Here is a 22,771-nt window from a genome sequence, read left to right as displayed (position 1 = left end):
TTCCGGTGTCAGTCGGGGGGTATCTATAGGGTTCCGTCCAACCCGCGCAAGGTGTAGTTACCGCGACCAAACGCCCGGATCGGGGCTTTTTCGCGGGACGATGGCCATGACAGCACGCATCGCCTTCCAGGGCGAGCCGGGTGCGTATTCGCACCAGGCCTGCCACGACGCGCATCCGGAGATGGAGGCGCTGCCCTGCCGCACCTTCGAGGACGCGGTGGAGGCTGTGCGGGACGGCCAGGCCGAACTCGCCATGCTGCCGGTGGAGAATTCCACCTACGGGCGCGTGGCCGACATCCATCAGCTTCTGCCGATGTCCGGGCTGCACATCGTGAACGAGGCCTTCGTGCGGGTGCACATCAACCTGCTCGCCCTGCCCGGCACGCCCCTGTCGCGGATCGAGCGCGCGATGAGCCACACAATGCTGCTGGGCCAGTGCCGCGACTTCCTGCGCGCCCACGGCATCCACCGTGTGACCGGCGCGGACACCGCCGGTTCCGCCCGCCATGTCGCGAACGCCCACGATCCCGCGCTGGCCGCGCTGGCCGGCGACCTCGCCGCCGAGATCTACGGCCTCGAGGTGCTCGCCCGGCACATCGAGGACCAGGGCAACAACACCACGCGCTTTCTCATCATGGCGCGAGAGCCCGACCACACGCCGCGTGGCGACGACGGCATGATGACAAGCTTCGTCTTCCGCGTTCGCAACATCCCCGCGGCGCTCTACAAGGCCATGGGCGGGTTCGCCACGAACGGCGTCAACATGACCAAGCTGGAAAGCTACATGGTGGGCGGCTCGTTCAAGGCCACCCAGTTCCACGCCGATATCGAGGGGCACCCGGACGATCCCGGGGTGAAACTGGCGCTCGAGGAGCTCGACTACTTCACCGACGAGATGCGGATCCTCGGCGTCTACCCGGCCGATCCCCGGCGGCACGGCGCCTGAGGCGCCGGCCGGCCCACGCCTTCAATCCAGCCGGTCCGCGAGCCAGTTGCGCAGCAGGAACCCGGCGATGGCGCCCGCGCGCGGCGGGCTGATGCGGGGATGCGTGCCCGCGAAAACGTCCAGAAGCTCGGTCCGGCCGACCCAGAGCGCATCCTCCAGCTCCGCGGGATCGAGCGTGATCGCCTCGCTCTCGGCCTCGGCGAGGCAGCCGAGCATGAGCGAGGCCGGGAAAGGCCAGGGCTGGCTGGCGAGGTAGCGCACCGCGCCGACGTGCACGCCCGCCTCCTCCAGGACTTCGCGCCGCACCGCGGCCTCCATGCATTCGCCGGGCTCCATGTAGCCCGCGAGCAGCGAATACATGCCGCCCGGCCAGTGGGGCGAGCGGCCCAGCAGCACCCGCGGCCCCGAGACGACGAGCATGATGACCACCGGATCCGTGCGCGGGAAATGCTGGCCGCCGCAGGACGCGCAGACCCGGACCCAACCGCCCCGCGCCGCCGCGCTTTCGGCCCCGCAACGCGCGCAGAACCGATGGCTTCGGTGCCAGCCGAGAATGGCGCGGGCGGTGGCAGCAAGCTCGGCGTCGCGCGGTCCGAGCGCGGTCATGGACGATCTCAGCTCGCGGAAGGCGTGATCCCCGGGAAGGGCGGGGTGGCACTGTTCGGCATCTTCCGAAGGCTCTTCGGCCGTCTCCGGCATCCAGTGCGAGATATCGGCGGCGAAGACCGCGCAGCCATCCTCGCGCCCGATCAGGATGGGCTCGCCCGCGCCGTCAAGCGCGGCATGCCCGACCGGAAGGCGGACCAGCCGGTCGAGCCCCGGGCCGGCGAAGAGCGGCCGTCCGCGCCAGAGCGCCAGCACGCTGGACCGGGGATCGGACATCGCGTCCGCGAGCGCCCGTTGATCGGCCCGAAGCGTGTCCGCGCGGTCGAGCGCCGATCCACCGAAAGTCACCGTCTCCGCGTGCCGCATCATCCTTCCTTCCGGTTCGTTCGCCCGCCGCCGGGTAAGAGCCATGACATGCGCGACGCCACGCAGGCCAGTGGAAATGCGGACCCCGGCGGCTGGCTTAACCCTAGATTGCAATAAATCATTGGATTACATTCCCAGATAGTCAAAGCCGATGGATGCCAGAACTCCCAACGATGACGATCTCTTTCGCCCCCCTGACCCTCGCGCCGGGCATGGCACAGCTGCGCATCCTCGCGCCCACAGACCTGCACTGCACGCTTCTCGGGCACGACTACGCGCGGAACGCGCCGGTGCCGCGAGCCGGGCTTGCCGCGCTCGGCCCGCTTATCCGGCGGCTTCGCGCGGAGGTGCCGGGCACGCTGCTCCTCGATAACGGCGACACGCTGCAAGGCACGCCGCTCGCCGACCATGTGGCCGAGAACTGGGCGGAGCGCGGCGGCGCGCCACACCCCGCGATCGCGGCGATGACGGCGCTGGGCTACGACGCCGCGACGCTCGGCAACCACGATTTCGATTACGGCCTCGCGTTCCTGCGCAACGCGCTGGCCGGCGCGGGCTTTCCGGTCGTGCTGGCCAATTTCGCGGACGCGGGCGGCACGCCCCTGCTGCCGCCCTACACGCTGATCGACCGCGAGCTGCGCAACGGCGGCGGCGGGCGCGCCCGGGTGCGGGTGGGCGTGATCGGTTTCGCGCCGCCCCAGACCGTGCGATGGAGCGGTCGTGCCCTCGCGGGCGCGGTGCGCGCCGCTTGCATCCTCGACAGCGCGCGCCGGCTCGTGCCGCGGATGCGCGCGGACGGGGCCGATGTGGTGGTGGCGCTCGCCCATAGCGGCCTCGGAGAGAGGCGGCCCGCCCCCCGCGCCGAGAACGTGGTCCGCGCGCTCGCGGCGGTTCCCGGTCTGGACGCGGTGATCGCCGGACACAGCCACGCGGCCTTCCCGCCCGACGACACGCCCGGCGCGACGCTGGCGGGCATCCCCGCCGTGATGCCCGATTTCCTGGGCAAGAGCGTGGGCGTCATCGACCTTGTCCTCGAGCGGCGGTCGACCGGCGGGTGGCGGGTGGCGGCGCACCGGGCGCGCCGCGTCGCCCCTACGGGCGGGGAAGGCGAGGACGCCGCAGTCCTGCGCGCGGCGGCCCGTGACCACGGCGCGGCGCAGGCGCGTCTCGCCGTGGTCGCGGGCGCCACCTCGCGGCCGCTTCACAGCCATTTCGCGCTTCTGACCGACGCGCCGGCGCTGCGCCTTCTGGCCGAGGCGCAGCGCGCCGCGGCAGAGCGCGGGCTCGCCGGCACCCGATGGGCGGGCCTTCCCCTGCTTTCGGCCGTCGCGCCGTCCAAGGCGGGCGGGCCCGGCGGACCCGGGCACTTCGTCGATATCCCCGCCGGCCCGCTGCACGCGCGGCACCTGTCGGAGCTTTTCCCCTTCGGCAACGCGCTCCAGGTCGTGCGGCTGAGCGGAGCGGCACTGCTCGACTGGCTGGAACGCGCCGCCGCGCTCTACCGCACGCTGCGGCCCGGCGTCGCGGACCAGCCGCTTCTCCAGCCCGATTTCCCGACCCACCGCTTCGACGTGCTGCACGGCCTGAGCTATCGGATCGACCTGTCGCGCCCGGCCCTTTACGACATCTCCGGCCGGCCCACCGGGCCGGGGCCCGGCCGCGTGGACGCGGTCCGGCACGCGGGGCGCCCGGTGCGGCCGGCCGACGACTTCCTCGTCGTCACGAGCGCGCATCGCACCGGCGCGTCGGACCCGCCCGGCGGCGCCGCCGACTGGGAGGTCGTCTGGGATGCGGACCTGACCGCCCGCGATGCGCTCGCGGACCACCTTCTTCGGGAAAGCCCGGTCCGGCCGGACCCGATCCCGGTATGGCGGTTCGCGCGGCTGCCGGGCGCCACCGCGCTCGCGCCGACCGGGCCGGCCGCGCGGGCGCATCTTGTCGACGCGGCAGGCCTGGACGTGGCCGAGACGGGCGAGACGGCGGACGGGTTTCTGCAACTCCGGCTGCGGCTCTGAGTGCACGGGTTGCGAATCCGCGCCGCCGGCCTTAGATACCCGTTTGAGAGGTTGGTGCGGGCAAGCGCCTCGCCAACCCGGTCAGGTCCGGAAGGAAGCAGCCGTAACGAGCCCCGCTTGGGTCGTTTTCCAACCTCTCACCTTTCCCCTCCAGTCCGGAATCTGACGCGCGTGCGGATGTGACGGGGCGCGGTTCCTCCGGCCGCCGCCCGCTGATATGTCCCTGATGTGGGCAACCCGGTCCGAGGCGCGGTGGATGTTTTCCGACTTCTCTTTCGCGGCCCTCGCGGCGATCCTCGCCGGGACGGCCATCGTCATCCTGCTCAGCGGCCTGCGGATGACCTCGCTCGCCGACCGCCTGGCCGACCGAACCGGGCTGGGCGAGGCGATGGTGGGGGCGGTCCTCCTCGGCGCGGCGACGTCGATCTCGGGCACGATCGTCTCGGTCACCGCCGCGCTCGACGAGCGCGCATCGCTCGCCTTTTCCAACGGGATCGGCGGGATCGCGGTGCAGACGGCCTTCCTCGCGCTCGCGGACATCCTGCATCGCAAGGCCAACCTGGAACATGCCGCCGCCGAACTCGCCAACGTCTTCCAGGGCACCGTGCTGATGCTGATGCTGGCCCTGCCCTTCGTCGCCTACACCCTGCCCGAATTCGCGATCTGGGGCGTTCATCCCGTCTCGGTCCTGCTCGTCGCGGTCTACGCGGTCGGGCTGCTCGCGGTCCGCGAGGTGCGCGAGACACCGATGTGGCGACCGGTGCGCACGCACGAGACCCGCGAGGACGAGCCCGAGGAGGACGATCCCGAGCCACGATCGACGCTCGCGCTTTTCACCGTTTTCGCGGCGCTGATGCTGATCATGGCGGCGGCGGGCTGGACGCTTTCGCGCGCGGCGGCGGAACTGACCGACCGCTACGCCTTGAACGCCTCCGTCGTCGGCGCGCTCGTGACGGCGGTCATCACCTCGCTTCCCGAACTGGTCACGACGCTCGCCGCGATCCGGCGCGGCGCGCTGCAGATGGCCGTCGGCGGCATCATCGGCGGAAACACCTTCGACGTGCTCTTCATCACGCTCTCGGATGCCGGCTATCGCAATGGGTCCATCTACCACGCGATCGGCAGGGACGACCTGTTCTGGCTGACCGCGGGACTGACCATGACCGCGATCCTCGTCCTCGGGATGCTCTACCGGCAGCGGCGCGGGCCGGCCGGCATCGGGCTGGAAAGCGTCCTGATCCTGGCGGTCTACGGGTTCGCGATCGCGGTGCAGGCGTTCTGATGGGCGGGCGTCCGCGCGCCGCCCGCTGGACGATGCCGGGCGGCGGCCCTAGGCTGCGTATTCAGGATTCGGGCGAGGCGTGATGAGCGAGACGGACAAGGGCGGCTACCAGGTTCTGGCGCGGAAATACCGCCCCGAGACCTTCGCCGATCTCGTCGGCCAGGACGCCATGGTGCGCACACTCAAGAACGCCTTCGCGGCGGACCGGATCGCGCAGGCCTTCATCATGACCGGCATCCGCGGCACGGGAAAGACGACGACGGCGCGGATCATCGCCAAGGGCATGAACTGCGTCGGCACCGACGGAACGGGCGGGCCCACCACCGATCCCTGCGGGGTCTGCGAGCACTGCGTGGCCATCGCCGAGGGCCGGCACGTCGACGTGCTGGAAATGGACGCGGCGTCGAACACGGGCGTGGGCGACATCCGCGAGATCATCGACAGCGTCCACTACCGGGCGGCCTCGGCGCGCTACAAGATCTACATCGTCGACGAGGTGCACATGCTGAGCACCTCGGCCTTCAACGCGCTTCTCAAGACGCTCGAGGAGCCGCCGGCGCATGTGAAGTTCATCTTCGCCACCACCGAGATCCGCAAGGTGCCCGTGACCGTGCTCTCGCGCTGCCAGCGCTTCGACCTGCGGCGGATCGAACCCGAGGTGATGATCGGCCTGCTGCGCCGCATCGCCGAGCGGGAGGGCGCGGCGATCTCGGATGACGCGCTGGCGCTCATCACCCGCGCCGCCGAGGGCTCGGCCCGGGACGCGACCTCGCTTCTCGACCAGGCGATCAGCCACGGCGCGGGCGAGACGACGGCCGAGCAGGTGCGCGCCATGCTGGGTCTGGCGGATCGCGGCCGGGTCATGGATCTCTTCGAACTCGTGGTGAAGGGGGACGCGGCCGGCGCGCTGTCCGAGCTGTCGGCGCAATACGCCGACGGGGCCGATCCCATGGCCGTCTTGCGCGATCTTGCCGAACTCACGCACTGGATCAGCGTCGGGAAGATCACGCCGAGCGCGGCCGAGGATCCCACGGTGGGCCCGGCCGAGCGCGCCCGCGGCGCCGACCTCGCCGAGCGGCTGCCGATGCGCGCGCTCACCCGGACGTGGCAGATGCTGCTGAAGGCGCTCGAGGAGGTCGCCGCCGCGCCCAACGCGATGATGGCCGCCGAGATGGCCATCATCCGCCTGACGCATGTGGCCGAACTGCCCAGCCCCGAGGATCTGCTCCGCCGGCTGCAATCCGAGCCGCCCCCGCCTGGGCCTGCCCCGGGCGGCGGCGGAGGCGGCGGCGCGGCGCAGCAATCGACCGGGCAGATGGCCACGTCCGGCGCGCGGCTGCGCGCGCCCGCGCCCCCCCGCGGTCCGGCCGGCGCGGCGGGCGGCGCTGCGCAGGCCCACGCGCTCGCGCCCTCGCTGGCCGACTATTCGGCCTTCGAGCATGTGGTCGAGCTCGTCCGCGCGCGCCGCGACATGACGCTGCTGATCGAGGTGGAAAGCCATCTGCGCCTTGCCGCCTATCAACCCGGACGGATCGAGTTCGAGCCCACGGACGAGGCCGCCCCGGACCTCGCCCAGCGCCTTGGCCAGCGTCTTCAGGCCTGGACCGGTGCCCGGTGGGCGGTGAGCGTCGTCGGGACGGGCGGCGGCCCCACGATCGCGGAGACCCGCGCCGAGGAGGCGGGCGCGCTCGATGCCGAGGCGCGGGCCCATCCGCTCGTGAAGGCGGTGCTCGCCACCTTTCCCGGCGCCCGGATCAAGGATATCCGGACACAGGCGGCGCGGGAAAGCGCGGCCGCCGAGGGTGCGCTGCCCGAGGTCGAGGACGAGTGGGACCCCTTCGAGGACGATTGACGAAAGCCGCCGGCAGGCGCCGCGCGCGACAGGAAAGGAACGAAGATGTTCAAGGGACTGGGCCAGCTCGGCGACATGGCCGGGATGATGAAGAAGGCGCAGGAAATGCAGCAGCGCATGGCTGACCTGCAGGAAGAGATGAAGCAGATGACGGTGACGGGCGAGTCGGGCGGCGGCCTCGTGAAGGTCGTCTGCACGCTCAAGGGCGAGCTTACCGGGCTCGACATCGATCCGTCGATCTTCTCGGGCGACGACAAGGAAGTCGTCGAGGATCTCATTCTCGCGGCGGTCAAGGAGGCGCAGACCAAGGCCCAGACCGCGGCGCAGGAGGAGATGTCGAAGCTCACCGACGAGATGGGCCTGCCCAAGGACATGAAGCTGCCGTTCTGAGGTGCGTGGCCGCGGCCGCGCGCCGCGCCACCGCCCGGGATTGCCGCCTTCGCCGCCATGAGCGCTCCTTCGGACATCGACACGCTGATCGAGATGATGGCCCGGCTGCCCGGTCTCGGGCCGCGGTCGGCGCGGCGCGCGGTGCTGCATCTCGTGGCGCGGCGGGAAAGCCAACTCGCGCCGCTCGCGCGCCAGATGCAGCAGGTGGCCGCGACCGCGCGGGAGTGCGCGCGCTGCGGCAACGTGGGCACCGGCGAGATCTGCCCGATCTGCGCCGATCCGGCGCGCGGCAACGGCCAGATCTGCGTGGTCGAGGACGTGGCCGACCTCTGGGCGATGGAGCGCTCGGGCGTGTTCAAGGGGCGCTACCACGTCCTCGGCGGCACGCTCTCGGCGCTCGACGCGGTGGGGCCCGAGGATCTGCGCATCCCGCAGCTCCTGGAGCGCGTGGCGGAGGAAGGCGTGCAGGAGGTGATCCTGGCGCTTTCGGCCACGGTGGACGGACAGACCACCGCCCACTACATCGCTGACGCGCTGGACGGGCGGGCCGCGATCAGCTCGCTCGCCCAAGGCGTGCCGGTGGGTGGCGAGCTCGACTACCTCGACGACGGCACCATCGCCGCGGCGCTCACCGCGCGAAAGTCGTTCTGACGCGGCGCGGGGCGGCTCAGGCGGCCCGTGCGGCCACCGGCTGCAGCTCGGCCCAGTCCGGCAACGCGGCGCCCAGAACGGCAAGGCCGCCCAGCCGCCCGAGTTCGTCGGAACACTTGGCGCCCCGCCCGCAGCCGGCCACCGCCACCGCGACGCGGTCGGAAAGCCGCCCGATGGCCGGGCGATCGGCAGGGGTGTAGGTGGTCACGCAGGCGTCCGTGACCGTGCGCCGGATCGCGAGGCCGGGCATCCGCTTCCGGATCATGGCCTCGAGGCGCGCGCCCACCTCCGCCGAGCCGCCGCCGCGGAACCAGTCGCCGAGCGCCGCGCGGCCCTCCAGCGGCACGTCCACCGGGTCGCCGCCGAGCTTGAGGTAGAGCCGCCCGTCGGGGTAGCGGATCGGCGGCAGGAGATAGGGATCCTCGCCGTTCGGCAGAAGCGCGATGAGCGACGGCATCGAGGAAAGCCGCGCGGCCTCTGCCGCGTCGATCTCGAAAAGCGCCACGGTGCGCGCATAGACCGAAAGCGGCAGCGCCCCGGGCAGGAGGACGTCGGTGAATCCGCCTGTCGCCACCAGGGCGCGATCGGCCCGCACCGGTCCCTCGGACGTGGCGACGCTGATGCCCGCAGCGGTTTCGTCGAGGCCCTGCGCCTCGGCCGCGAGATACCGCGCGCCGGCGCGTTCCGCCGCGACCCGCTGCGCCCGGGCAAGACGGCGCGGGCTGATGTGCCCTGCCGCCGTCGCTTCGTAAAGGGCCAGCGTCCCGGGCGCGAACGCGAAAAAGGGGAACCGCTCGGCCAGCGCGCCGCCTGTCAGCCGCTCGGCGGGAAAACCCGCCGCCTCCTGCACCTCGGCGGTCTGGCGGATCAGCGTGCCGTCAGCCGGCCCCGCGAGCATCGCGCCCGCCTCGGTGTAGAAGGAAATGCCGCTTTCGGCCTCGATCTCGCCATAGCGCGCGATGCTCTCGCGGCTTACACGGCTCCAGAAGGCCCAGGGATCGAGCTTGCGGGTGATGCGGCCCTCGTCGTAGTGGCTCGCGAAGACCCCGTCGTGGCACCGCTTGTCGCCCGGCTCGGCCGGACCGATCAGCACCACGTCGTGGCCGGCCCTAGCCAGGTGCCGCGCCGCCGCGCCACCGATCAGACCCGCGCCGATGATGGCGATCCGCATCGCATCCTCCCGCTCTGTCACCGGGAAAAGGCTGCCGCGCGGCGAAGGAAAAGGGAAGCCCCGCCGCGCCTTTCGCGCTCAGCGGCCGCCGTCCTCGTCGTCGTCCTCGGTCTCGTCGGGCAGGTTGAAGAAACTGTCGGGATCCCGCTTGTCGTCCTCGTCGGCGCGCGTTTCGCTGCCTCCGGTGAGCGTGAAGGACTCGAGCCCCTCGATCGCCGTCGGCATCTTGGGCTCGGCCTCCATGCCGAGGCTCTGCTCGGTGGAGACGAGCTTGCGGCGCTCGTCGTCGGACATGATCGCGCCCTCGGCTTCCTTCTTCTTCGCCGCCTTCTGCACGACGGCGTCGAGCTCGCTCTGCTTGCAAAGCCCCAGGGCAACCGGGTCGATCGGCTGGATGTTGGAGATGTTCCAGTGGGTGCGCTCGCGGATCGACTGGATCGTGGGCTTCGTCGTGCCGACGAGCCGCGCGATCTGGCTGTCGGCCAACTCGGGGTGGAACTTCACCAGCCAGAGGATGGCCGCCGGGCGGTCCTGCCGCTTCGACAGCGGCGTGTAGCGCGGGCCGCGGCGCTTGTCCTCATCGCGCGCGGCGGGGTTGAACTTGAGCTGGAGCCTGTAGTTCGGGTCGGCCTCCGCCTTGCGGATCTCCTCGGGCTCGAGCTGGTTGTTGGCCACGGGGTCGAAACCCTTCACGCCCGCGGCCACGTCGCCGTCGGCGATGCCCTGGATCTCCAGCTCGTGCATCTCGGTGAAATCGGCGATCTGCTTGAAGCTGAGCGTGGTGTTGTCCACGAGCCAGACGGCGGTCGCCTTCGGGTGCAGCAGTTTGGCCATGTCGCGTCTCCTCCATACGTATTGCCCGGCGCCCGGGGCCGGGCGGCCTCGCCCTGCGAGGCTGGATCGAGTTGTGGGGGAACTCGGCGCTGATATAGTCGAGCCGAAACGCGAAGGGAAGGGCCGAATGCGCTGGGCGATTCTGCTGCTGTTCTGGGCTACGGCGCTGCGCGCCGAGGGCGAGGCGGCGGGCGATTTCGACTACTGGGTGCTCTCGCTGAGCTGGAGCCCGACCTGGTGCGCGCTCGAAGGCGGGGCGCGCGGCGCGCCGCAATGCGATCCGGCCGCCGATCACGGCTGGACGCTGCACGGGCTCTGGCCGCAATACCATCGCGGCTGGCCGAGCCATTGCCCGACCTCGATGCAGCCGCCCTCGCGCGCCGGCACCCGCGCGATGGCAGACATCATGGGCAGCGCGGGGCTCGCCTGGCACCAGTGGAAGAAGCACGGAAGCTGCTCGGGGCTGGCCGCCGACGACTATTTCGCGCTGTCGCGCCGCGCCTACCTGTCGGTGGCGCGGCCCGAACTCTTCCGCCGGCTGAGCGATCCGGTGCGCCTGCCCGCCCGGGTGGAGGAGGAGGCGTTCCTGAAGGCCAATCCCGGCGTGGCGCCCGACCTGCTGACCATCACCTGCCGGGCGGGCCGCATCCAGGAGGCGCGGCTTTGCCTGTCGCGCGACGGGCTCGCGCCGGTGCCCTGCGGCCGCGACGTGGTCGAGGACTGCCGTCTCGACGACGCGCTTCTCGCGCCGATCCCCTGAGCGGCGGACGAAGGGACGCTCAGCCCACCTTCAGCACGATCTTCCCGATATGGGCGGAGCTTTCCATCCGGGCATGGGCCGCGGCGGCCTCTTCGAGCGGGAATTCGGAATCCATCACCGGTCCGATGCGCCCCGCCTCGAGAAGCGGCCAGACATGGGCGCGAAGCCCCTCGGCGATGCGCGCCTTGGCGAGGTCGGATTGCGGGCGCAGGGTGGAGCCGGTGATCGTCAGCCGCCGCGTCATCACCTGCGCGAAGTTCAGCTCCACCTTGGGGCCCGACAGGAACGCGATCTGCACGAGCCGCCCGTCATCGGCGAGCGCCTTGACGTTGCGCGGGATGTAATCGCCGCCCACCATGTCGAGGATCAGGTCGGCGCCGCCCTCGGCGCGAAGCGCCTCGACGAAATCCTCCTCGCGGTAGTTGATCGCGCGCTCGGCCCCGAGACGGGCGCAGGCGGCGCATTTCTCCGGGCTTCCCGCCGTGGCGAAGACCCGGGCGCCGAAGGCGTGGGCGAGCTGGATCGCCGTCGTCCCGATCCCGGAAGAGCCGCCATGAACCAAGAACCGCTCCCCGGCCTGGAGCCCGCCGCGCATGAAGACGTTGGACCAGACGGTGAAGAAGGTCTCGGGCAGGCAGGCGGCCTGCTGGAGGGCGAGCCCCTCGGGCACGGGCAGGCAATGCGCCGCGGGCGTCACGACGTGTTCGGCGTAGCCGCCGCCGGGAAGAAGCGCGCAGACGCGGTCTCCCACCGCCCATTCCGTCACCCCCGGGCCGATTGCCGCGATCGCGCCCGCGGCCTCGAGGCCCGGCAGGTCGGACGCGCCGGGCGGGGGCGCGTAGGCGCCCGCGCGTTGCAGCGCATCGGGCCGGTTTACGCCCGCATGGGACACGCGGATCAGGACCTGCCCCGCCCCCAGCTCGGGCACGGGGCGGGTTGCCAGGCGCAGCACCTCGGGGCCGCCGGGCTCGCTGATCTCGACGGCGCGCATGGTCTGCTCTGGCATGGGTTCACTCCTGGGCGGGCGGGCCGGACCAGCGGCCCGGCAGGTCGATGTCGGGGGCGCGCATCGGCGCGCGCACCTTGCCTAGCACCCAGGCCGGTCCGGCGAAAACCCGTTTCAGCACCGGGTTCTCGCCGACCTGCGCCTTGACCTTCTCGAACTGCATCACGTCGGCGATCCGGCGGTCGAGGAACGCCCATGTCGCGCTGCTGTCGGGCGTCTCGTCGCCGAGCCAGTAAAGCACCGTCGCGCTGTAGACCGCCGAAAGCGTGGCGCGCTTGGTATACCAGTTCACGTCGTCGGAATCGTCGCCAAGGGCCGTCCAGATGGTGTCCGCCGTCTCCCAGATCAGGCGCGCGCCCTCCGCGGCGTGGTTGGGAAGCGCGAAGAACGTGGTGCCGCGGCGCACCGCCTCCTTGTCGCCCGCCGCCTCGAGGCGGGCGCGCACGGCGAAGGCGATCCGGTCGCGCATCCGCATCTCCGTCAGGTCGGTGACGCGCAACCGCTCGCGCATCGCCCTGTCGCCGCGCCGGTGGAACGTCACGGCAAGGTCCAGGGCGCCGCGCCGGCAGAGCGCACGGGCGACCGCCGGGTCGATGCCGGTGTCACGTATCGCGGCGCGGAACGTGGCCTCGGACCAGCCGTCGAAGGGCACGTGAAGAAGCGCGGCGTCGAGCAGCGCTGCGAGTTCGGGGCTTTCCGGCGTCGTGGGCATCTGGCGACTCCTCGGCATCTCGTGGATGTTCTGGACAAGCTAGCGTGGCCTTGGTATACGGCCACCTCCTGCAATAACAGCAACTTCAGCCCGAAAGGTGGTGACACCCACATGCAGGTCAGTGTTCGCGACAACAATGTCGATCAGGCGATGCGCGCGCTCAAGAAAAAGCTGCAGCGCGAAGGCGTCTTCCGCGAAATGAAGCTGCGCCAGCACTTCGAGAAGCCCTCGGAGAAGAAGGCGCGCGAAAAGGCCGAGGCGATTCGCCGAGCGCGCAAGCTCGCGCGCAAGAAGGCCCAGCGCGAAGGGCTCCTCTGAGCGTTCGCCTGCCGGCGATCGAACACGAATGGGAAACCCCCGCGGCCTCGTGCCCGGGGGTTTGTCATGTTCGGGCGGGCCCGTCGGGACGTCGCCCGGCGCCGCCGGCGTCAGGTCCCCCGCCGGGCGCCGCCCGCGGCGGTACGGTCAGACGCGGCTCCCCACGCCTCCTCGTCCCGCATCATCACGAAGATGAGCACCGCGAGAATGCTCATGTAGAAGCGGAAGGCGGCCTGCTGGCCGTTCCACGTGTCCGACTGCCACATCAGGAACCACTCGCCGCCCACGGCCATGAACCCCACGAACCAGACGAGAAAGCCCACCGTCGCGCCGAGCACCACGTAGGTCTTGGCGGACTGGAAGGCGTCGGCGTCTGCGTCCCGCGCGGCGAACATGCGCAGCGCGCCGATGAGAAGCAGGAGGAAGGTGATCCCCTCCCCCGCGATGATACCCCAGTAGCCGGCGTGCCACATCCACGGCACCGTGATCGCGCGCCACATGCCCGCGTTGCCCTCGAAGGTCGTGTCCATGCTGAGAACATGTTTCACGAACTCGAAATTCGAATTGTAATCGGTCAGGTTGTTGAACGTGACGAGAAAAGCGAAAAGGCTTAGGCCCAACACCATCACCATCTTGCAGTAGCGGACGAGCATGTCGGTAACTCCAGTTTCACACGGCGCCGGATTGCGGACCAGGTTCCGGCTCACGGCGAGCGCCGCCGCACGTGCCCTTACGTCAGGGATCGGCGAAGAGTTGCGGCCCGTCAAGCCAGATCCGGCGATGCAGGCCGGCGACCGGCTGCGTGTGCAGGACGAGGTCTTCGTCGTGATCCGGCGCGTGTGGACCGTCTCGGACGGCGCCCCGCTTCTGGAACTGGTCGTGGACTGGCCCGAACGCTGAGCCCTCAGACGGGCAGCGCCGTGGTCGCGCAGACGCTGCGGAGCGAAAAGCTCGACTGCATCTGCGCCACGCCGGGCAGGCGCGTGAGGTATTGCCGGTGGATGCGGGCGAAATCCTCGGTGTCCTCGGCCACGATCTTGAGGATGTAGTCCGCGGTGCCCGCCATCAGGTGACATTCGAGGACGTTGGGAATGCGCCGCACCGCGGTCTCGAACGCCTCGAGCACCTCGTCGGCCTGCGCCTGGAGCGTGATCTCCACGAAGATCGTGGCAGGAACGCCGAGGGCGCGCGGCGACAGCAGCGCGACGTAGCCCGCGATCGCGCCCGCCGCCGCCAGCCGCTGAACCCGGCGGTGACAGGCCGAGGGCGCCAGGTTGACCTGTTCCGACAGGTCGGCGTTCGAGATGCGGCCCTGCTTCTGAAGCGCGCGCAGGATCCGGCGATCGGTTTCGTCCATCGTCATTACGGCCGCATGTCCTTCGCCGATTTACCTTGATGTGCGAAGAAACTGCCGAAGACTGCATTCCCGGCGCGAGAGATTTCAACGCATTTGCACCGGATATCCTGCATGCTCGGTGCAGGGAAGAGGAGACCGCGATGAAGATTGGCTGCCCCACCGAGATCAAGCCGCAGGAGTTCCGCGTGGGCCTCACGCCGAACGCCGCGCAGGAAGCCGTGGCGCACGGGCACGAGGTGATCGTCCAGTCGGGCGCCGGCAGGGGCGCGGGCTTCGAGGACGCGGATTACACCGAGGCCGGCGCGCGGCTCGCCGAGACCGCCGAGGAGATCTTCGCCGAGGCGGAGATGATCGTGAAAGTCAAGGAACCGCAGGCGGCGGAGCGCGGGATGCTGCGCGAGGGCCAGGTGCTGTTCACCTACCTCCACCTCGCCCCCGACCCGGACCAGACGCGGGACCTGCTCGCGTCGGGCGTCACCGCCATCGCCTACGAGACAGTCACCGACGCGCAGGGCGGGCTGCCGCTGCTCGCGCCCATGTCCGAGGTCGCGGGCAGGCTCGCCCCGCAGATGGGCGCCTGGGCCCTGCAGAAGGCCAATGGCGGGCGCGGCACGCTGATGGGCGGCGTGCCGGGTGTCGGCCCGGCCGAGGTGGGGGTGATCGGCGGGGGCACCGTGGGCACCCACGCCGCGCGCGTGGCGGCCGGGATGGGGGCCGAGGTCACCGTGCTCGACCGGTCCCTGCCCCGGCTGCGCTACCTCGACGACGTGTTCGGCGACAGGTTCCGCACCCGCTACTCCTCAAGCGGCGCGCTTGCGGAGCTGCTCGGCCGCGCCGACCTCGTGGTGGGCGCGGTGCTGATCCCCGGCGCGGAGGCCCCCAAGCTCGTGCGCCGCGACGACCTTGCCCGGATGAAGCCGGGCGCCGTGCTCCTGGACGTGGCCATCGACCAGGGCGGCTGTTTCGAGACGTCGCGGGCGACCACCCACGAAGATCCGATCTACGAGGTGGACGGGATCGTGCATTACTGCGTCGCCAACATGCCGGGCGCCGTGGCGCGCACCGCGACCATCGCGCTCGGCAACGCCACGATGCCCTTCATGCTGGCGCTCGCCGACAAGGGCTGGCGGCAGGCCTGCACCGACGACCCCCATCTGCTGGCCGGGCTGAACGTGCACGCTGGGCAGCTGACCTACTATGCCGTGGGCAAGGCGCTCGGGATCGACGTGATCTCGCCGCAGAAGGTGCTGCGGGGCTGAACCGCCCGCCGCGGCGGCGCGCGGCGGCGCGCAGCCCTTTCAGGCGGCCTTCCACTTGATCGAACACCCGATGGACGGGACCTGCTCGGCCGGTCCCTTCCCCGTCTCGGCCACCTGCTTCATCGCCTCGAAGAGATCCCGGCGCAGGTCCTCGGGGCCCGTCTCCGCGCGCGAGGCATCGAGCCTGCCGCGGTACTGGAGGCCGAGATCCGCGTCGAAGCCGAAGAAGTCCGGCGTGCAGGCGGCGCCGAAGGCGCGCGCCACGGACTGGTCCGCGTCGTGCAGGTAGGGGAAGGGGAAGTCCTTCTCCTTCGCCATGGCGCCCATGTTCTCGAAGCTGTCGGCCGGGTAGGCCTCGGCGTCGTTCGAGCAGATTGCCGCGAAGCCGATGCCGAGCGGCGCGAGATCGCGCGCGTCGCGCACGATCCGGTCGATCACGGCGAGGACATAGGGGCAGTGATTGCAGATGAAGGCGAGCACCAGACCGTTCCGGCCCCTGAGGTCGGAGAGCGCGTGGGTCCGACCGTCGGTCGCGGGCAGGCGGAACTCCGGGGCCGTCCAGCCGAAGTCGCAGACAGGGGGGCGGGCGGCGGGCATGGGCAGGGCTCCTTTCTGTCGGTCGCGCCGAGGCTAACGCGCCGCGCGGCGCCGCTTCAAGCAGCGCCGGTCCCGGCCGCTCAGGCCGGCTTCGAGATCTCGACCGAATGCGGGTAAGGGATCGTGACGCCCTCCGCGTCGAAGGCTTCCTTGACGCGTTTCAGCATGTCGAATTTCAGATCCCAGTAATCCTCCGCCGCGCACCAGAGCCGCACGCCGAGGTCCACCGAGCTTTCGCCGAGGCCGACCACGCGCACCCAGGGCGCCGGGTCGGCGTGGACGCGCGGATCCCCCTCGGCGATGCGCAGGATGATGCCCATCGCCTTGTCCGCGTCGTCGCCGTAGTCGATGCCGAAACCCAGGTCGAGGCGGCGCGTCGCATGGGCGGAGTAGTTGGTGATGACCGAGCCCCACGCCTTCCCGTTCGGCATGATGATCTGCACGTTGTCGGGCGTGACGAGTTCGGTCACGAAGAGGTCGAGGTTCTCGACCGTCCCCGCGGTGCCGCCGATATCGACGAACTGGCCCAGCTTGTAGGGCCGGAACAGGATCAGCATGAAGCCCGCCGCCAGATCGGCGAGCGTGCCCTGGAGCGCGAGGCCCACCGCGAGGGTCGCGGCGCCCAGCACCGCGACGAGGCTCGTGGCCTCGATCCCGAAGATGCCCAGCACCGCGATGAAGACCACGAGGAGCAGCACCCACTTCACGACGCTGGCCACGAAGTTGCCGAGCGTCTTGTCGATCTGCGGGGTGCGGTTGATCCGGCGGCGCACGGTGCCGCCGACGATGCCGGCGATCGTCCAGCCGACGACGAGGACGACGAGCGCCTTCAGCGCATTGAGCAGGATCGGGCCGTAGCCCGACGCCGTTTCCATGAGCTGTCTCGCCTGGTCTTCCATCGCGCCCATCCTTTCGCCGCGCAGCCGTCGCCCCGCGCCTGCGGGTTGACCCTCATGCGCAGGCAATCCTGCACCCGCGCACAAGTCAAAGGGTTTTACCTGCCGGTAATGCGCCTATTGTGCGACCGGAGCATGAAAGGAGACCCGATGGCCGAGCTTGCCGATTTCCCGATCACCCGCCGTTGGCCGCCGCAGGACCCGTCCGTGCTGCAACTCTATTCCTTCCCCACGCCGAACGGCATCAAGGTGTCGGCCATGCTGGAAGAGACGGGACTGCCCTACGAGGCGCACCGCGTGACGCTCGACGACGCCGACGTGAAGAGCCCGGAATTCCTTTCGCTCAACCCCAACAACAAGATCCCCGCCATCATCGATCCCGACGGGCCCGGCGGGGAACCGATGGGCCTCTTCGAGTCGGGGGCCATCCTGGTCTACCTCGCCGAGAAGACCGGGCAGTTCCTGCCCGCCGATCCGCGCGGGCGTTACGAGGTGCTGCAGTGGCTGATGTTCCAGATGGGCGGCGTGGGGCCGCTCTTCGGCCAGCTCGGCTTCTTCGTGAAGTTCAAGGGCGCCGAGGTGAAGGACCCGATCCCGCGCGAGCGTTACGTGAACGAGGCGCGCAGGCTTCTGGGCGTGGTGGAAACCGCGCTCGAGGGGCGCGAGTGGATCGCGGGGGAGTATTCCATCGCCGACATGGCGCTCGCGCCCTGGCTGCGCGCGCTCGACTTCTACGGCGCGAAGGACCTCGTGGGCTGGGACGCGCATCCGCGCACCGTGGCCTATCTCGACCGCTTCCTCGCGCGGCCCGCGGTGCAGCGGGCGCTCGACATCCCCCCGAGGAACGGCTGACGCGGCGGCGCCCGCGGCCTCTCATCCCTCTGCAGGCGGCGTCAGCCGGTCGCGTAGCAGCGCCACCGGGTGCGCGCGCAGGCTGAGGCGCATGGCCACGTAATCCTCCACCACCTCCTCGCCGAGCGTCATCTCCGGCAGGAGCGCCGCCGGCTCGGCGATGCCTTCCCCGTCCATGTCGCCCTCGAAAAGCGGCAGCGGCGCGGGGGCGCGGAGCGCGCGCGCCTCCCATGACGCCTCGCGGCGCGAGAGGCCGAGCGCGGCGAAGACATCCGCCTCGGCCAGCCGGGCGAGCACCGGGGGCGTCACGCCCGCGCGGCGCCAGACGTCCTCCACCGTCAGGTAGCCGTTGCCGCGCGCCGCCGCGATCCAGGCGGCGTCCTCCTCCTTCAGCCCCCTGATCTGGCGGAAGCCCAGGCGCAGCGCCAGCCCGCCGCGGCCGTCGGGCTCCATCACGTTGTCCCAGTAGCTCTCGTTGATGCAGACCGGGCGCACCTCCACCCCGTGCTCGCGCGCGTCGCGCACGATCTGCGCCGGCGCGTAGACCCCCATGGGCTGCGCGTTGAGAAGCGCGCAGGCGAAAAGGCCCGGGTGATGGCACTTGAGCCAGGCGGAGGCATAGACCAGCAGCGCGAAGCTCGCCGCGTGGCTTTCGGGGAACCCGTAGGAGCCGAAGCCCTCGATCTGGGAGAAGCAGCGCTCCGCGAAATCGCGGTCGTAGCCGTTCGCCACCATGCCCTTCAGGAACCGGCTCCGGAACTCGCTGATGTTGCCGTGCTTCTTGAAGGTGGCGAGCGAGCGGCGCAGCCGGTCGGCCTCATCGGGCGTGAAATTGGCGCCGATGATGGCGATCTGCATCGCCTGCTCCTGGAAAAGCGGCACGCCCAGCGTCTTGGCCAGCACCGCGCCCAGCGCATCGGAGGGGAACTCGACCCGCTCCTCGCCGTTGCGGCGACGGATGTAGGGGTGAACCATGTCGCCCTGGATCGGCCCCGGCCGCACGATCGCCACCTCGATCACCAGATCGTAGAACGAGCGTGGCTTCATCCGCGGCAGGAAGTTCATCTGCGCGCGGCTTTCCACCTGGAAGACGCCGACGGAGTCGGCCCGGCACAGCATGTCGTAGACCCTCGGATCCTCCTGCGGCAGCGTCGCCAGCGTGTAATCCGCCCCGTGATGCTGGCGCAGCAGCTCGAACGCCTTGCGGATGCAGGTCAGCATCCCCAGCGACAGCACGTCCACCTTGAGGATGCCCAGCGTGTCGATGTCATCCTTGTCCCAGCAGATGACGGTGCGGTCCTCCATCGCCGCGTTCTCCAGCGGGCAGAGCTCGTCGAGCCGCCCCTCGGTGATGACGAAGCCGCCGACATGCTGCGACAGGTGGCGCGGGAAGCCCACGATCTCGTCGATCAGCTCCATCGTCTGGCTCAGGCGCCTGTCCGAAGGGTCGAGGCCGATCTCGGAGAGCCGCTCCGCCTCCGTCCCGCCCATGCCGTAAAAGCCCCAGAGCTGGGAGCTGAGCGCCGCCACCGTGTCCTCGGAAAGCCCCATCGCGCGGCCCACCTCGCGGATCGCGCGCTTGCCGCGGTAGTGGATGACGGTCGCGCAAAGACCCGCGCGGTGGCGGCCGTAGCGGGCGTAGATCCACTGGATCACCTCCTCGCGGCGCTCGTGCTCGAAATCCACGTCGATGTCGGGCGGCTCGTCGCGCGCCTCACTGACGAAGCGCTCGAAGACCATGGTGCCGATCTCGGGCGAGACGGAGGTGACGCCCAGGCAGTAGCAGACCACCGAATTCGCCGCCGAGCCGCGCCCCTGGCAAAGGATGCCGCGCGTGCGCGCGAAGGCGACGATGTCGTTGACGGTCAGGAAATAGGGTTCGTAGTTCAGCTTGGCGATGAGCGCGAGTTCATGCTCGAGCATGGCGCGCACGCGCTCCGGCGCGCCCTCGGGATAGCGCCGGGCGAGACCCGCCCGGGCCAGCCGGGCCAACCGGTCGCGCGGGCGCTCTCCGTCGGCGACCTCGGAAGGGTACTCGTAGCGCAGCGCGTCGAGCGAGAAGGTGCAGCGCCGCGCCAGCGCCTCCGCCCGCGCCACCGCCGCCTCGTGGCCGCGGAAGATCCGGCGCATCTCCGCCTCCGAGCGCAGCCGCTGTTCGGCGTTGGCGAGCGCCGCGCGGCCGAGCGCGTCCACCCGCGTGCCGGTGCGGATGGCGGTGAGCACGTCGGCGAGCCGGCGGCGCCGGCCGTGATGCATCATGGGCCGCGCGGTGGCGAGGGTCGGCAGGGCAAGCCGCGCGGCCTCCGCCGCCCAGAGGTCGAAGCGCGCCGGGTCCTGCCCGTCATAGGCCGGGGCGAGGGCGAGGTGCAGGCGCTCTCCGAAGCGGCGGGCGAGGCGGGCCGCCTGCCGCCGCCAGTCCTCGGGCCAGTCCAGCGCGCGGGCGGGCGGGTGCAGCAGAAGCTCGAGCCCCTCCATCCCCTCCATGATGTCGTCCATGCGCAGCGCGGCGCCGCCCTTGGGCGCGCGCAGCCGCCCCCGCGAGATCAGCCGGCAGAGCCGCGCCCAGCCCTCGCGCGTGGCCGCGAGCGCGGTGATCTCGGGGCCGTCCACCGGCACGAGCCGCGCGGCCGGGATGAGGCGCGGCACGTTCCGGATCGCCGCCGACGGACCCGGGGCGCAGCCCTCGGGGGCGGGCGGGCCGATCGGCCCCCGGGCCGCCTCGAGCGCGTCCCGCTCGGCCACCTCGCGGGCGATCTCGCGCGCCGCGGCATGGGCCCGCACGATCCCCGCCACCGAGTTCTCGTCGGCCACCGCGATGGCGGACAGCCCCATGAGCCCGGCGCGGCGCATGAACTCCTCGGGATGCGAGGCGCCGGTCAGGAAGGTGAAGTTCGAGGTGATCGAGAGTTCCGCGGCCATGACGAGTCGGCATTATATTCACGTTTTGTTCTTTTTTGGAGTCCGCGCCGCGCCCGGTTCAGAGCCGCGCGCGGAACGCGTCGAGAACCTGCTCGTAGACGACACGCTTGAAGGGCACGATCACGCCCGGCAGATCCTGCGCCGGGATCCAGCGCCACTCCGAGAACTCGGGGTGATCCGTGGCGATGTCCACGTCCGCGTCCGTGCCCAGGAACCGCGCCAGCACCCATTTCTGCTTCTGCCCGCGGTAGCGCCCCTTCCAGATCCGGGGCACGAGGTCGTGGGGCAGGTCGTAGGTGACCCAGCCCTCGGTCTCGTCCTCGACGCGCACCAAGTCGGCGGTGATGCCCGTTTCCTCGCGAAGCTCGCGCAGCGCGGCCTCGCGCGGCGTCTCGTCCCCGTCGATCCCGCCCTGCGGCATCTGCCAGGCGGCCACATCGGAATCGATGCGCTGGCCCACGAACACGTGGCCGCCCGCGTTCAAGAGCATGACGCCCACGCAGGGACGGTAGGGCAGGCGGGCGATCTCCTCGGGCGTCATCCGGCGCACTCCTCTGGGCAAGAGCTTTGGCCGGCCCCTGTCCGGCCAGGGGCGCGGCGAAGGCGTCGCACAATGCCTTCGCCGCGCCCGGATGCCGGGCTCAGGGCTGATCCGGCCCGAGCGCCTCCATGCCCTTCAGGATGTCGATCGCATAGGCGAGCTGGTAGTCCTCTTCACGCAGCCGCGCCGCGGTCTCGGCCTTGGGCCGCTCTTCCTCGATCTGCCGGATTTCGTCCTCCGACAGGGAGGCGTTGTCGAGCCGGCCGCGCAGGTCCGCCTCCGAGCGCGGCGGGCGTGCCCCGTCCTCTGCGTCCTCCTCGGTTTCGGCCCTGCGCCGCGGCTGTTCCACCACGATGTCGGGGGAGACGCCAAGCGCCTGGATCGAGCGGCCCGACGGGGTGTAATAGCGCGCCGTCGTCAGGCGCATGGCCCCGTCGCCGCGCAGCGGCATCACCGTCTGCACCGAGCCCTTGCCGAAGCTCCGCGTGCCCACGACCACCGCGCGGCGATGATCCTGAAGCGCCCCGGCCACGATCTCCGACGCCGAGGCCGAGCCGCCGTTGATCAGGACGACGATGGGCTTGCCCTCTGCCAGGTCGCCGGGCGTGGCGTTGTAGCGATCGCCATCGGTCAGGACGCGCCCGCGGGTCGAGACGATCTCGCCCTTCTCGAGGAACGCGTCCGAGACCCGGATCGCCTGGGTCAGCAGCCCACCGGGATTGTTCCGCAGGTCGAGCACGATGCCGTTGACGCCCTCCATGCCGCCCGCGGCCTCGATCTGCTCGGCCAGCCCTTCCTTCAGGTTGTCGTAGGTCTGGTCGTTGAAGGTCGTGACGCGCAGCACGACCGTTTCGCCCTCGAGCCGGGTGCGCACGGCCGTCAGCGTGATCGTGTCCCGGATGATCGAGACGTCGAAGGGTTCGCCCTCGCCATCCCGCACGACGGTGATGATGATCTCGGAGCCCACCGGCCCGCGCATCAGGTCCACCGCCTCGTCGAGGGTGAGGCCGAGAACCGACTCGCCGTCCACGTGGGTGATGAAATCGCCCGCCTCGATTCCGGCCGCGTCCGCCGGCGTGCCGTCGATCGGCGAGACGACCTTCACGAAGCCGTCCTCCTGCGTGACCTCGATCCCGAGCCCGCCGAACTCTCCCCGGGTCTGGACGCGCATGTCCGCCGCGTCCTCGGGCGAAAGATAACTCGAATGCGGATCGAGCGATGTCAGCATGCCGTTGATCGCCGCCTCGATCAGCTCTCCCTCGTCCACTTCCTCGACATACTGCGCGCGGATGCGCTCGAAGATGTCGCCGAAGAGGTCGAGCTGCTCGTAGACGCTGGTCGACCTCTCGCTCTCCTGCGCCAGCAACGGGCCGGCGACCTGCGTCGTCGCGACGATCCCGGCCGCTATGCCGCCCAGCGCGGCGATCACGAATTTCTTCAT

General features: G+C 70.7%; 23 protein-coding genes and 1 other RNA gene. 12 read left to right on the top strand and 12 right to left on the bottom strand.

What is annotated here, in order from left to right:
- The first annotated feature begins 106 nt into the window (after positions 1 to 106).
- Positions 107 to 946, top strand: coding sequence for a prephenate dehydratase (locus tag AB6A65_RS09685; RefSeq protein WP_371038167.1), 840 nt, complete (start codon positions 107 to 109; stop codon positions 944 to 946).
- A gap of 21 nt (positions 947 to 967) precedes the next feature.
- On the opposite strand, the gene nudC is transcribed toward AB6A65_RS09685, so the two are convergent.
- Complete coding sequence (nudC, locus tag AB6A65_RS09680; RefSeq protein ID WP_371038166.1) at positions 968 to 1,918, bottom strand: NAD(+) diphosphatase; 951 nt, start codon at positions 1,916 to 1,918, stop codon at positions 968 to 970.
- Positions 1,919 to 2,091: 173 nt separating this feature from the next.
- On the opposite strand from nudC, the gene AB6A65_RS09675 reads away from it, so the two are divergent.
- The 6 genes from AB6A65_RS09675 to recR all read left to right on the top strand — a co-directional run bounded on the left by AB6A65_RS09675 (position 2,092) and on the right by recR (position 8,108).
- Positions 2,092 to 3,933, top strand: coding sequence for a 5'-nucleotidase C-terminal domain-containing protein (locus AB6A65_RS09675; protein WP_371038165.1), 1,842 nt, complete (start codon positions 2,092 to 2,094; stop codon positions 3,931 to 3,933).
- Positions 3,934 to 3,978: 45 nt separating this feature from the next.
- Positions 3,979 to 4,075, top strand: an RNA gene (gene ffs, locus AB6A65_RS09670) — signal recognition particle sRNA small type.
- Positions 4,076 to 4,189: 114 nt separating this feature from the next.
- Positions 4,190 to 5,215 carry a sodium:calcium antiporter gene (locus tag AB6A65_RS09665; RefSeq protein ID WP_371038164.1) on the top strand — a complete coding sequence of 342 codons (1,026 nt, stop codon included), beginning with the start codon at positions 4,190 to 4,192 and terminating at the stop codon, positions 5,213 to 5,215.
- Between the two features lie 82 nt (positions 5,216 to 5,297).
- Complete coding sequence (locus tag AB6A65_RS09660) at positions 5,298 to 7,067, top strand: DNA polymerase III subunit gamma/tau (RefSeq protein ID WP_371038163.1); 1,770 nt, start codon at positions 5,298 to 5,300, stop codon at positions 7,065 to 7,067.
- A 45-nt stretch (positions 7,068 to 7,112) separates the two neighbouring features.
- Entirely contained in the window at positions 7,113 to 7,457 is a 345-nt protein-coding gene (locus AB6A65_RS09655) for a YbaB/EbfC family nucleoid-associated protein (protein ID WP_371038162.1), read from the top strand.
- 57 nt (positions 7,458 to 7,514) lie between these two features.
- Positions 7,515 to 8,108 (top strand): recombination mediator RecR, encoded by a 594-nt coding sequence (recR, locus tag AB6A65_RS09650; RefSeq protein WP_371038161.1) that lies wholly within the window; start codon positions 7,515 to 7,517, stop codon positions 8,106 to 8,108.
- A 16-nt stretch (positions 8,109 to 8,124) separates the two neighbouring features.
- On the opposite strand, the gene AB6A65_RS09645 is transcribed toward recR, so the two are convergent.
- Both AB6A65_RS09645 and AB6A65_RS09640 read right to left on the bottom strand, forming a co-directional pair.
- Entirely contained in the window at positions 8,125 to 9,279 is a 1,155-nt protein-coding gene (locus AB6A65_RS09645; RefSeq protein ID WP_371038160.1) for an FAD-dependent oxidoreductase, read from the bottom strand.
- Positions 9,280 to 9,357: 78 nt separating this feature from the next.
- On the bottom strand, positions 9,358 to 10,113 hold the full coding sequence (locus AB6A65_RS09640) for a DUF1013 domain-containing protein (protein ID WP_371038159.1): 756 nt from the start codon (positions 10,111 to 10,113) through the stop codon (positions 9,358 to 9,360).
- Positions 10,114 to 10,240: 127 nt separating this feature from the next.
- Between AB6A65_RS09640 and AB6A65_RS09635 the strand changes: the two genes are divergently transcribed.
- Complete coding sequence (locus AB6A65_RS09635) at positions 10,241 to 10,873, top strand: ribonuclease T (protein ID WP_371038158.1); 633 nt, start codon at positions 10,241 to 10,243, stop codon at positions 10,871 to 10,873.
- Positions 10,874 to 10,892: 19 nt separating this feature from the next.
- Here AB6A65_RS09635 and AB6A65_RS09630 read toward each other — a convergent pair whose 3' ends face one another.
- On the bottom strand, positions 10,893 to 11,879 hold the full coding sequence (locus tag AB6A65_RS09630) for an NAD(P)H-quinone oxidoreductase (protein ID WP_371038157.1): 987 nt from the start codon (positions 11,877 to 11,879) through the stop codon (positions 10,893 to 10,895).
- A gap of 4 nt (positions 11,880 to 11,883) precedes the next feature.
- On the bottom strand, positions 11,884 to 12,591 hold the full coding sequence (locus tag AB6A65_RS09625; protein ID WP_371038156.1) for a COQ9 family protein: 708 nt from the start codon (positions 12,589 to 12,591) through the stop codon (positions 11,884 to 11,886).
- Positions 12,592 to 12,702: 111 nt separating this feature from the next.
- Between AB6A65_RS09625 and rpsU the strand changes: the two genes are divergently transcribed.
- Positions 12,703 to 12,909, top strand: coding sequence for a 30S ribosomal protein S21 (gene rpsU / locus AB6A65_RS09620; RefSeq protein ID WP_371038299.1), 207 nt, complete (start codon positions 12,703 to 12,705; stop codon positions 12,907 to 12,909).
- Between the two features lie 110 nt (positions 12,910 to 13,019).
- Here rpsU and AB6A65_RS09615 read toward each other — a convergent pair whose 3' ends face one another.
- On the bottom strand, positions 13,020 to 13,562 hold the full coding sequence (locus tag AB6A65_RS09615) for a DUF2165 family protein (RefSeq protein ID WP_371038155.1): 543 nt from the start codon (positions 13,560 to 13,562) through the stop codon (positions 13,020 to 13,022).
- Between the two features lie 100 nt (positions 13,563 to 13,662).
- Here AB6A65_RS09615 and AB6A65_RS09610 point away from each other — a divergent pair, with 100 nt between their 5' ends.
- Positions 13,663 to 13,809, top strand: coding sequence for a hypothetical protein (locus AB6A65_RS09610; protein ID WP_371038154.1), 147 nt, complete (start codon positions 13,663 to 13,665; stop codon positions 13,807 to 13,809).
- A gap of 4 nt (positions 13,810 to 13,813) precedes the next feature.
- Here the strand turns inward: AB6A65_RS09610 and AB6A65_RS09605 are convergent, their stop codons facing one another.
- Complete coding sequence (locus tag AB6A65_RS09605; RefSeq protein ID WP_371038153.1) at positions 13,814 to 14,272, bottom strand: Lrp/AsnC family transcriptional regulator; 459 nt, start codon at positions 14,270 to 14,272, stop codon at positions 13,814 to 13,816.
- A gap of 134 nt (positions 14,273 to 14,406) precedes the next feature.
- Between AB6A65_RS09605 and ald the strand changes: the two genes are divergently transcribed.
- On the top strand, positions 14,407 to 15,525 hold the full coding sequence (gene ald / locus AB6A65_RS09600) for an alanine dehydrogenase (RefSeq protein ID WP_371038152.1): 1,119 nt from the start codon (positions 14,407 to 14,409) through the stop codon (positions 15,523 to 15,525).
- A 39-nt stretch (positions 15,526 to 15,564) separates the two neighbouring features.
- Here the strand turns inward: ald and AB6A65_RS09595 are convergent, their stop codons facing one another.
- Both AB6A65_RS09595 and AB6A65_RS09590 read right to left on the bottom strand, forming a co-directional pair.
- Positions 15,565 to 16,122: a thioredoxin family protein gene (locus AB6A65_RS09595; protein WP_371038151.1), complete on the bottom strand. Its 558-nt coding sequence runs from the start codon at positions 16,120 to 16,122 to the stop codon at positions 15,565 to 15,567.
- An 80-nt stretch (positions 16,123 to 16,202) separates the two neighbouring features.
- A complete protein-coding gene (locus tag AB6A65_RS09590; protein WP_371038298.1) occupies positions 16,203 to 16,997 on the bottom strand; it encodes a mechanosensitive ion channel family protein in 795 nt (264 codons plus the stop codon).
- A 171-nt stretch (positions 16,998 to 17,168) separates the two neighbouring features.
- On the opposite strand from AB6A65_RS09590, the gene AB6A65_RS09585 reads away from it, so the two are divergent.
- Positions 17,169 to 17,870 (top strand): glutathione S-transferase family protein, encoded by a 702-nt coding sequence (locus AB6A65_RS09585; RefSeq protein ID WP_371038150.1) that lies wholly within the window; start codon positions 17,169 to 17,171, stop codon positions 17,868 to 17,870.
- 21 nt (positions 17,871 to 17,891) lie between these two features.
- On the opposite strand, the gene AB6A65_RS09580 is transcribed toward AB6A65_RS09585, so the two are convergent.
- The 3 genes from AB6A65_RS09580 to AB6A65_RS09570 all read right to left on the bottom strand — a co-directional run bounded on the left by AB6A65_RS09580 (position 17,892) and on the right by AB6A65_RS09570 (position 22,771).
- Positions 17,892 to 20,789: an error-prone DNA polymerase gene (locus AB6A65_RS09580; RefSeq protein ID WP_371038149.1), complete on the bottom strand. Its 2,898-nt coding sequence runs from the start codon at positions 20,787 to 20,789 to the stop codon at positions 17,892 to 17,894.
- 58 nt (positions 20,790 to 20,847) lie between these two features.
- The gene (locus AB6A65_RS09575; protein ID WP_371038148.1) at positions 20,848 to 21,330 is read right to left on the bottom strand and encodes an RNA pyrophosphohydrolase; all 483 of its coding nucleotides are present in this window, start codon (positions 21,328 to 21,330) and stop codon (positions 20,848 to 20,850) included.
- A 100-nt stretch (positions 21,331 to 21,430) separates the two neighbouring features.
- On the bottom strand, positions 21,431 to 22,771 hold the full coding sequence (locus AB6A65_RS09570; RefSeq protein WP_371038147.1) for a S41 family peptidase: 1,341 nt from the start codon (positions 22,769 to 22,771) through the stop codon (positions 21,431 to 21,433).

Source organism: Rhodosalinus sp. FB01 (genome assembly GCF_041365715.1).
Lineage (GTDB): Bacteria > Pseudomonadota > Alphaproteobacteria > Rhodobacterales > Rhodobacteraceae > Rhodosalinus.
Note: the sequence above shows the minus strand (reverse complement) of the source record. Positions and strands in the feature narration are given on the sequence as shown.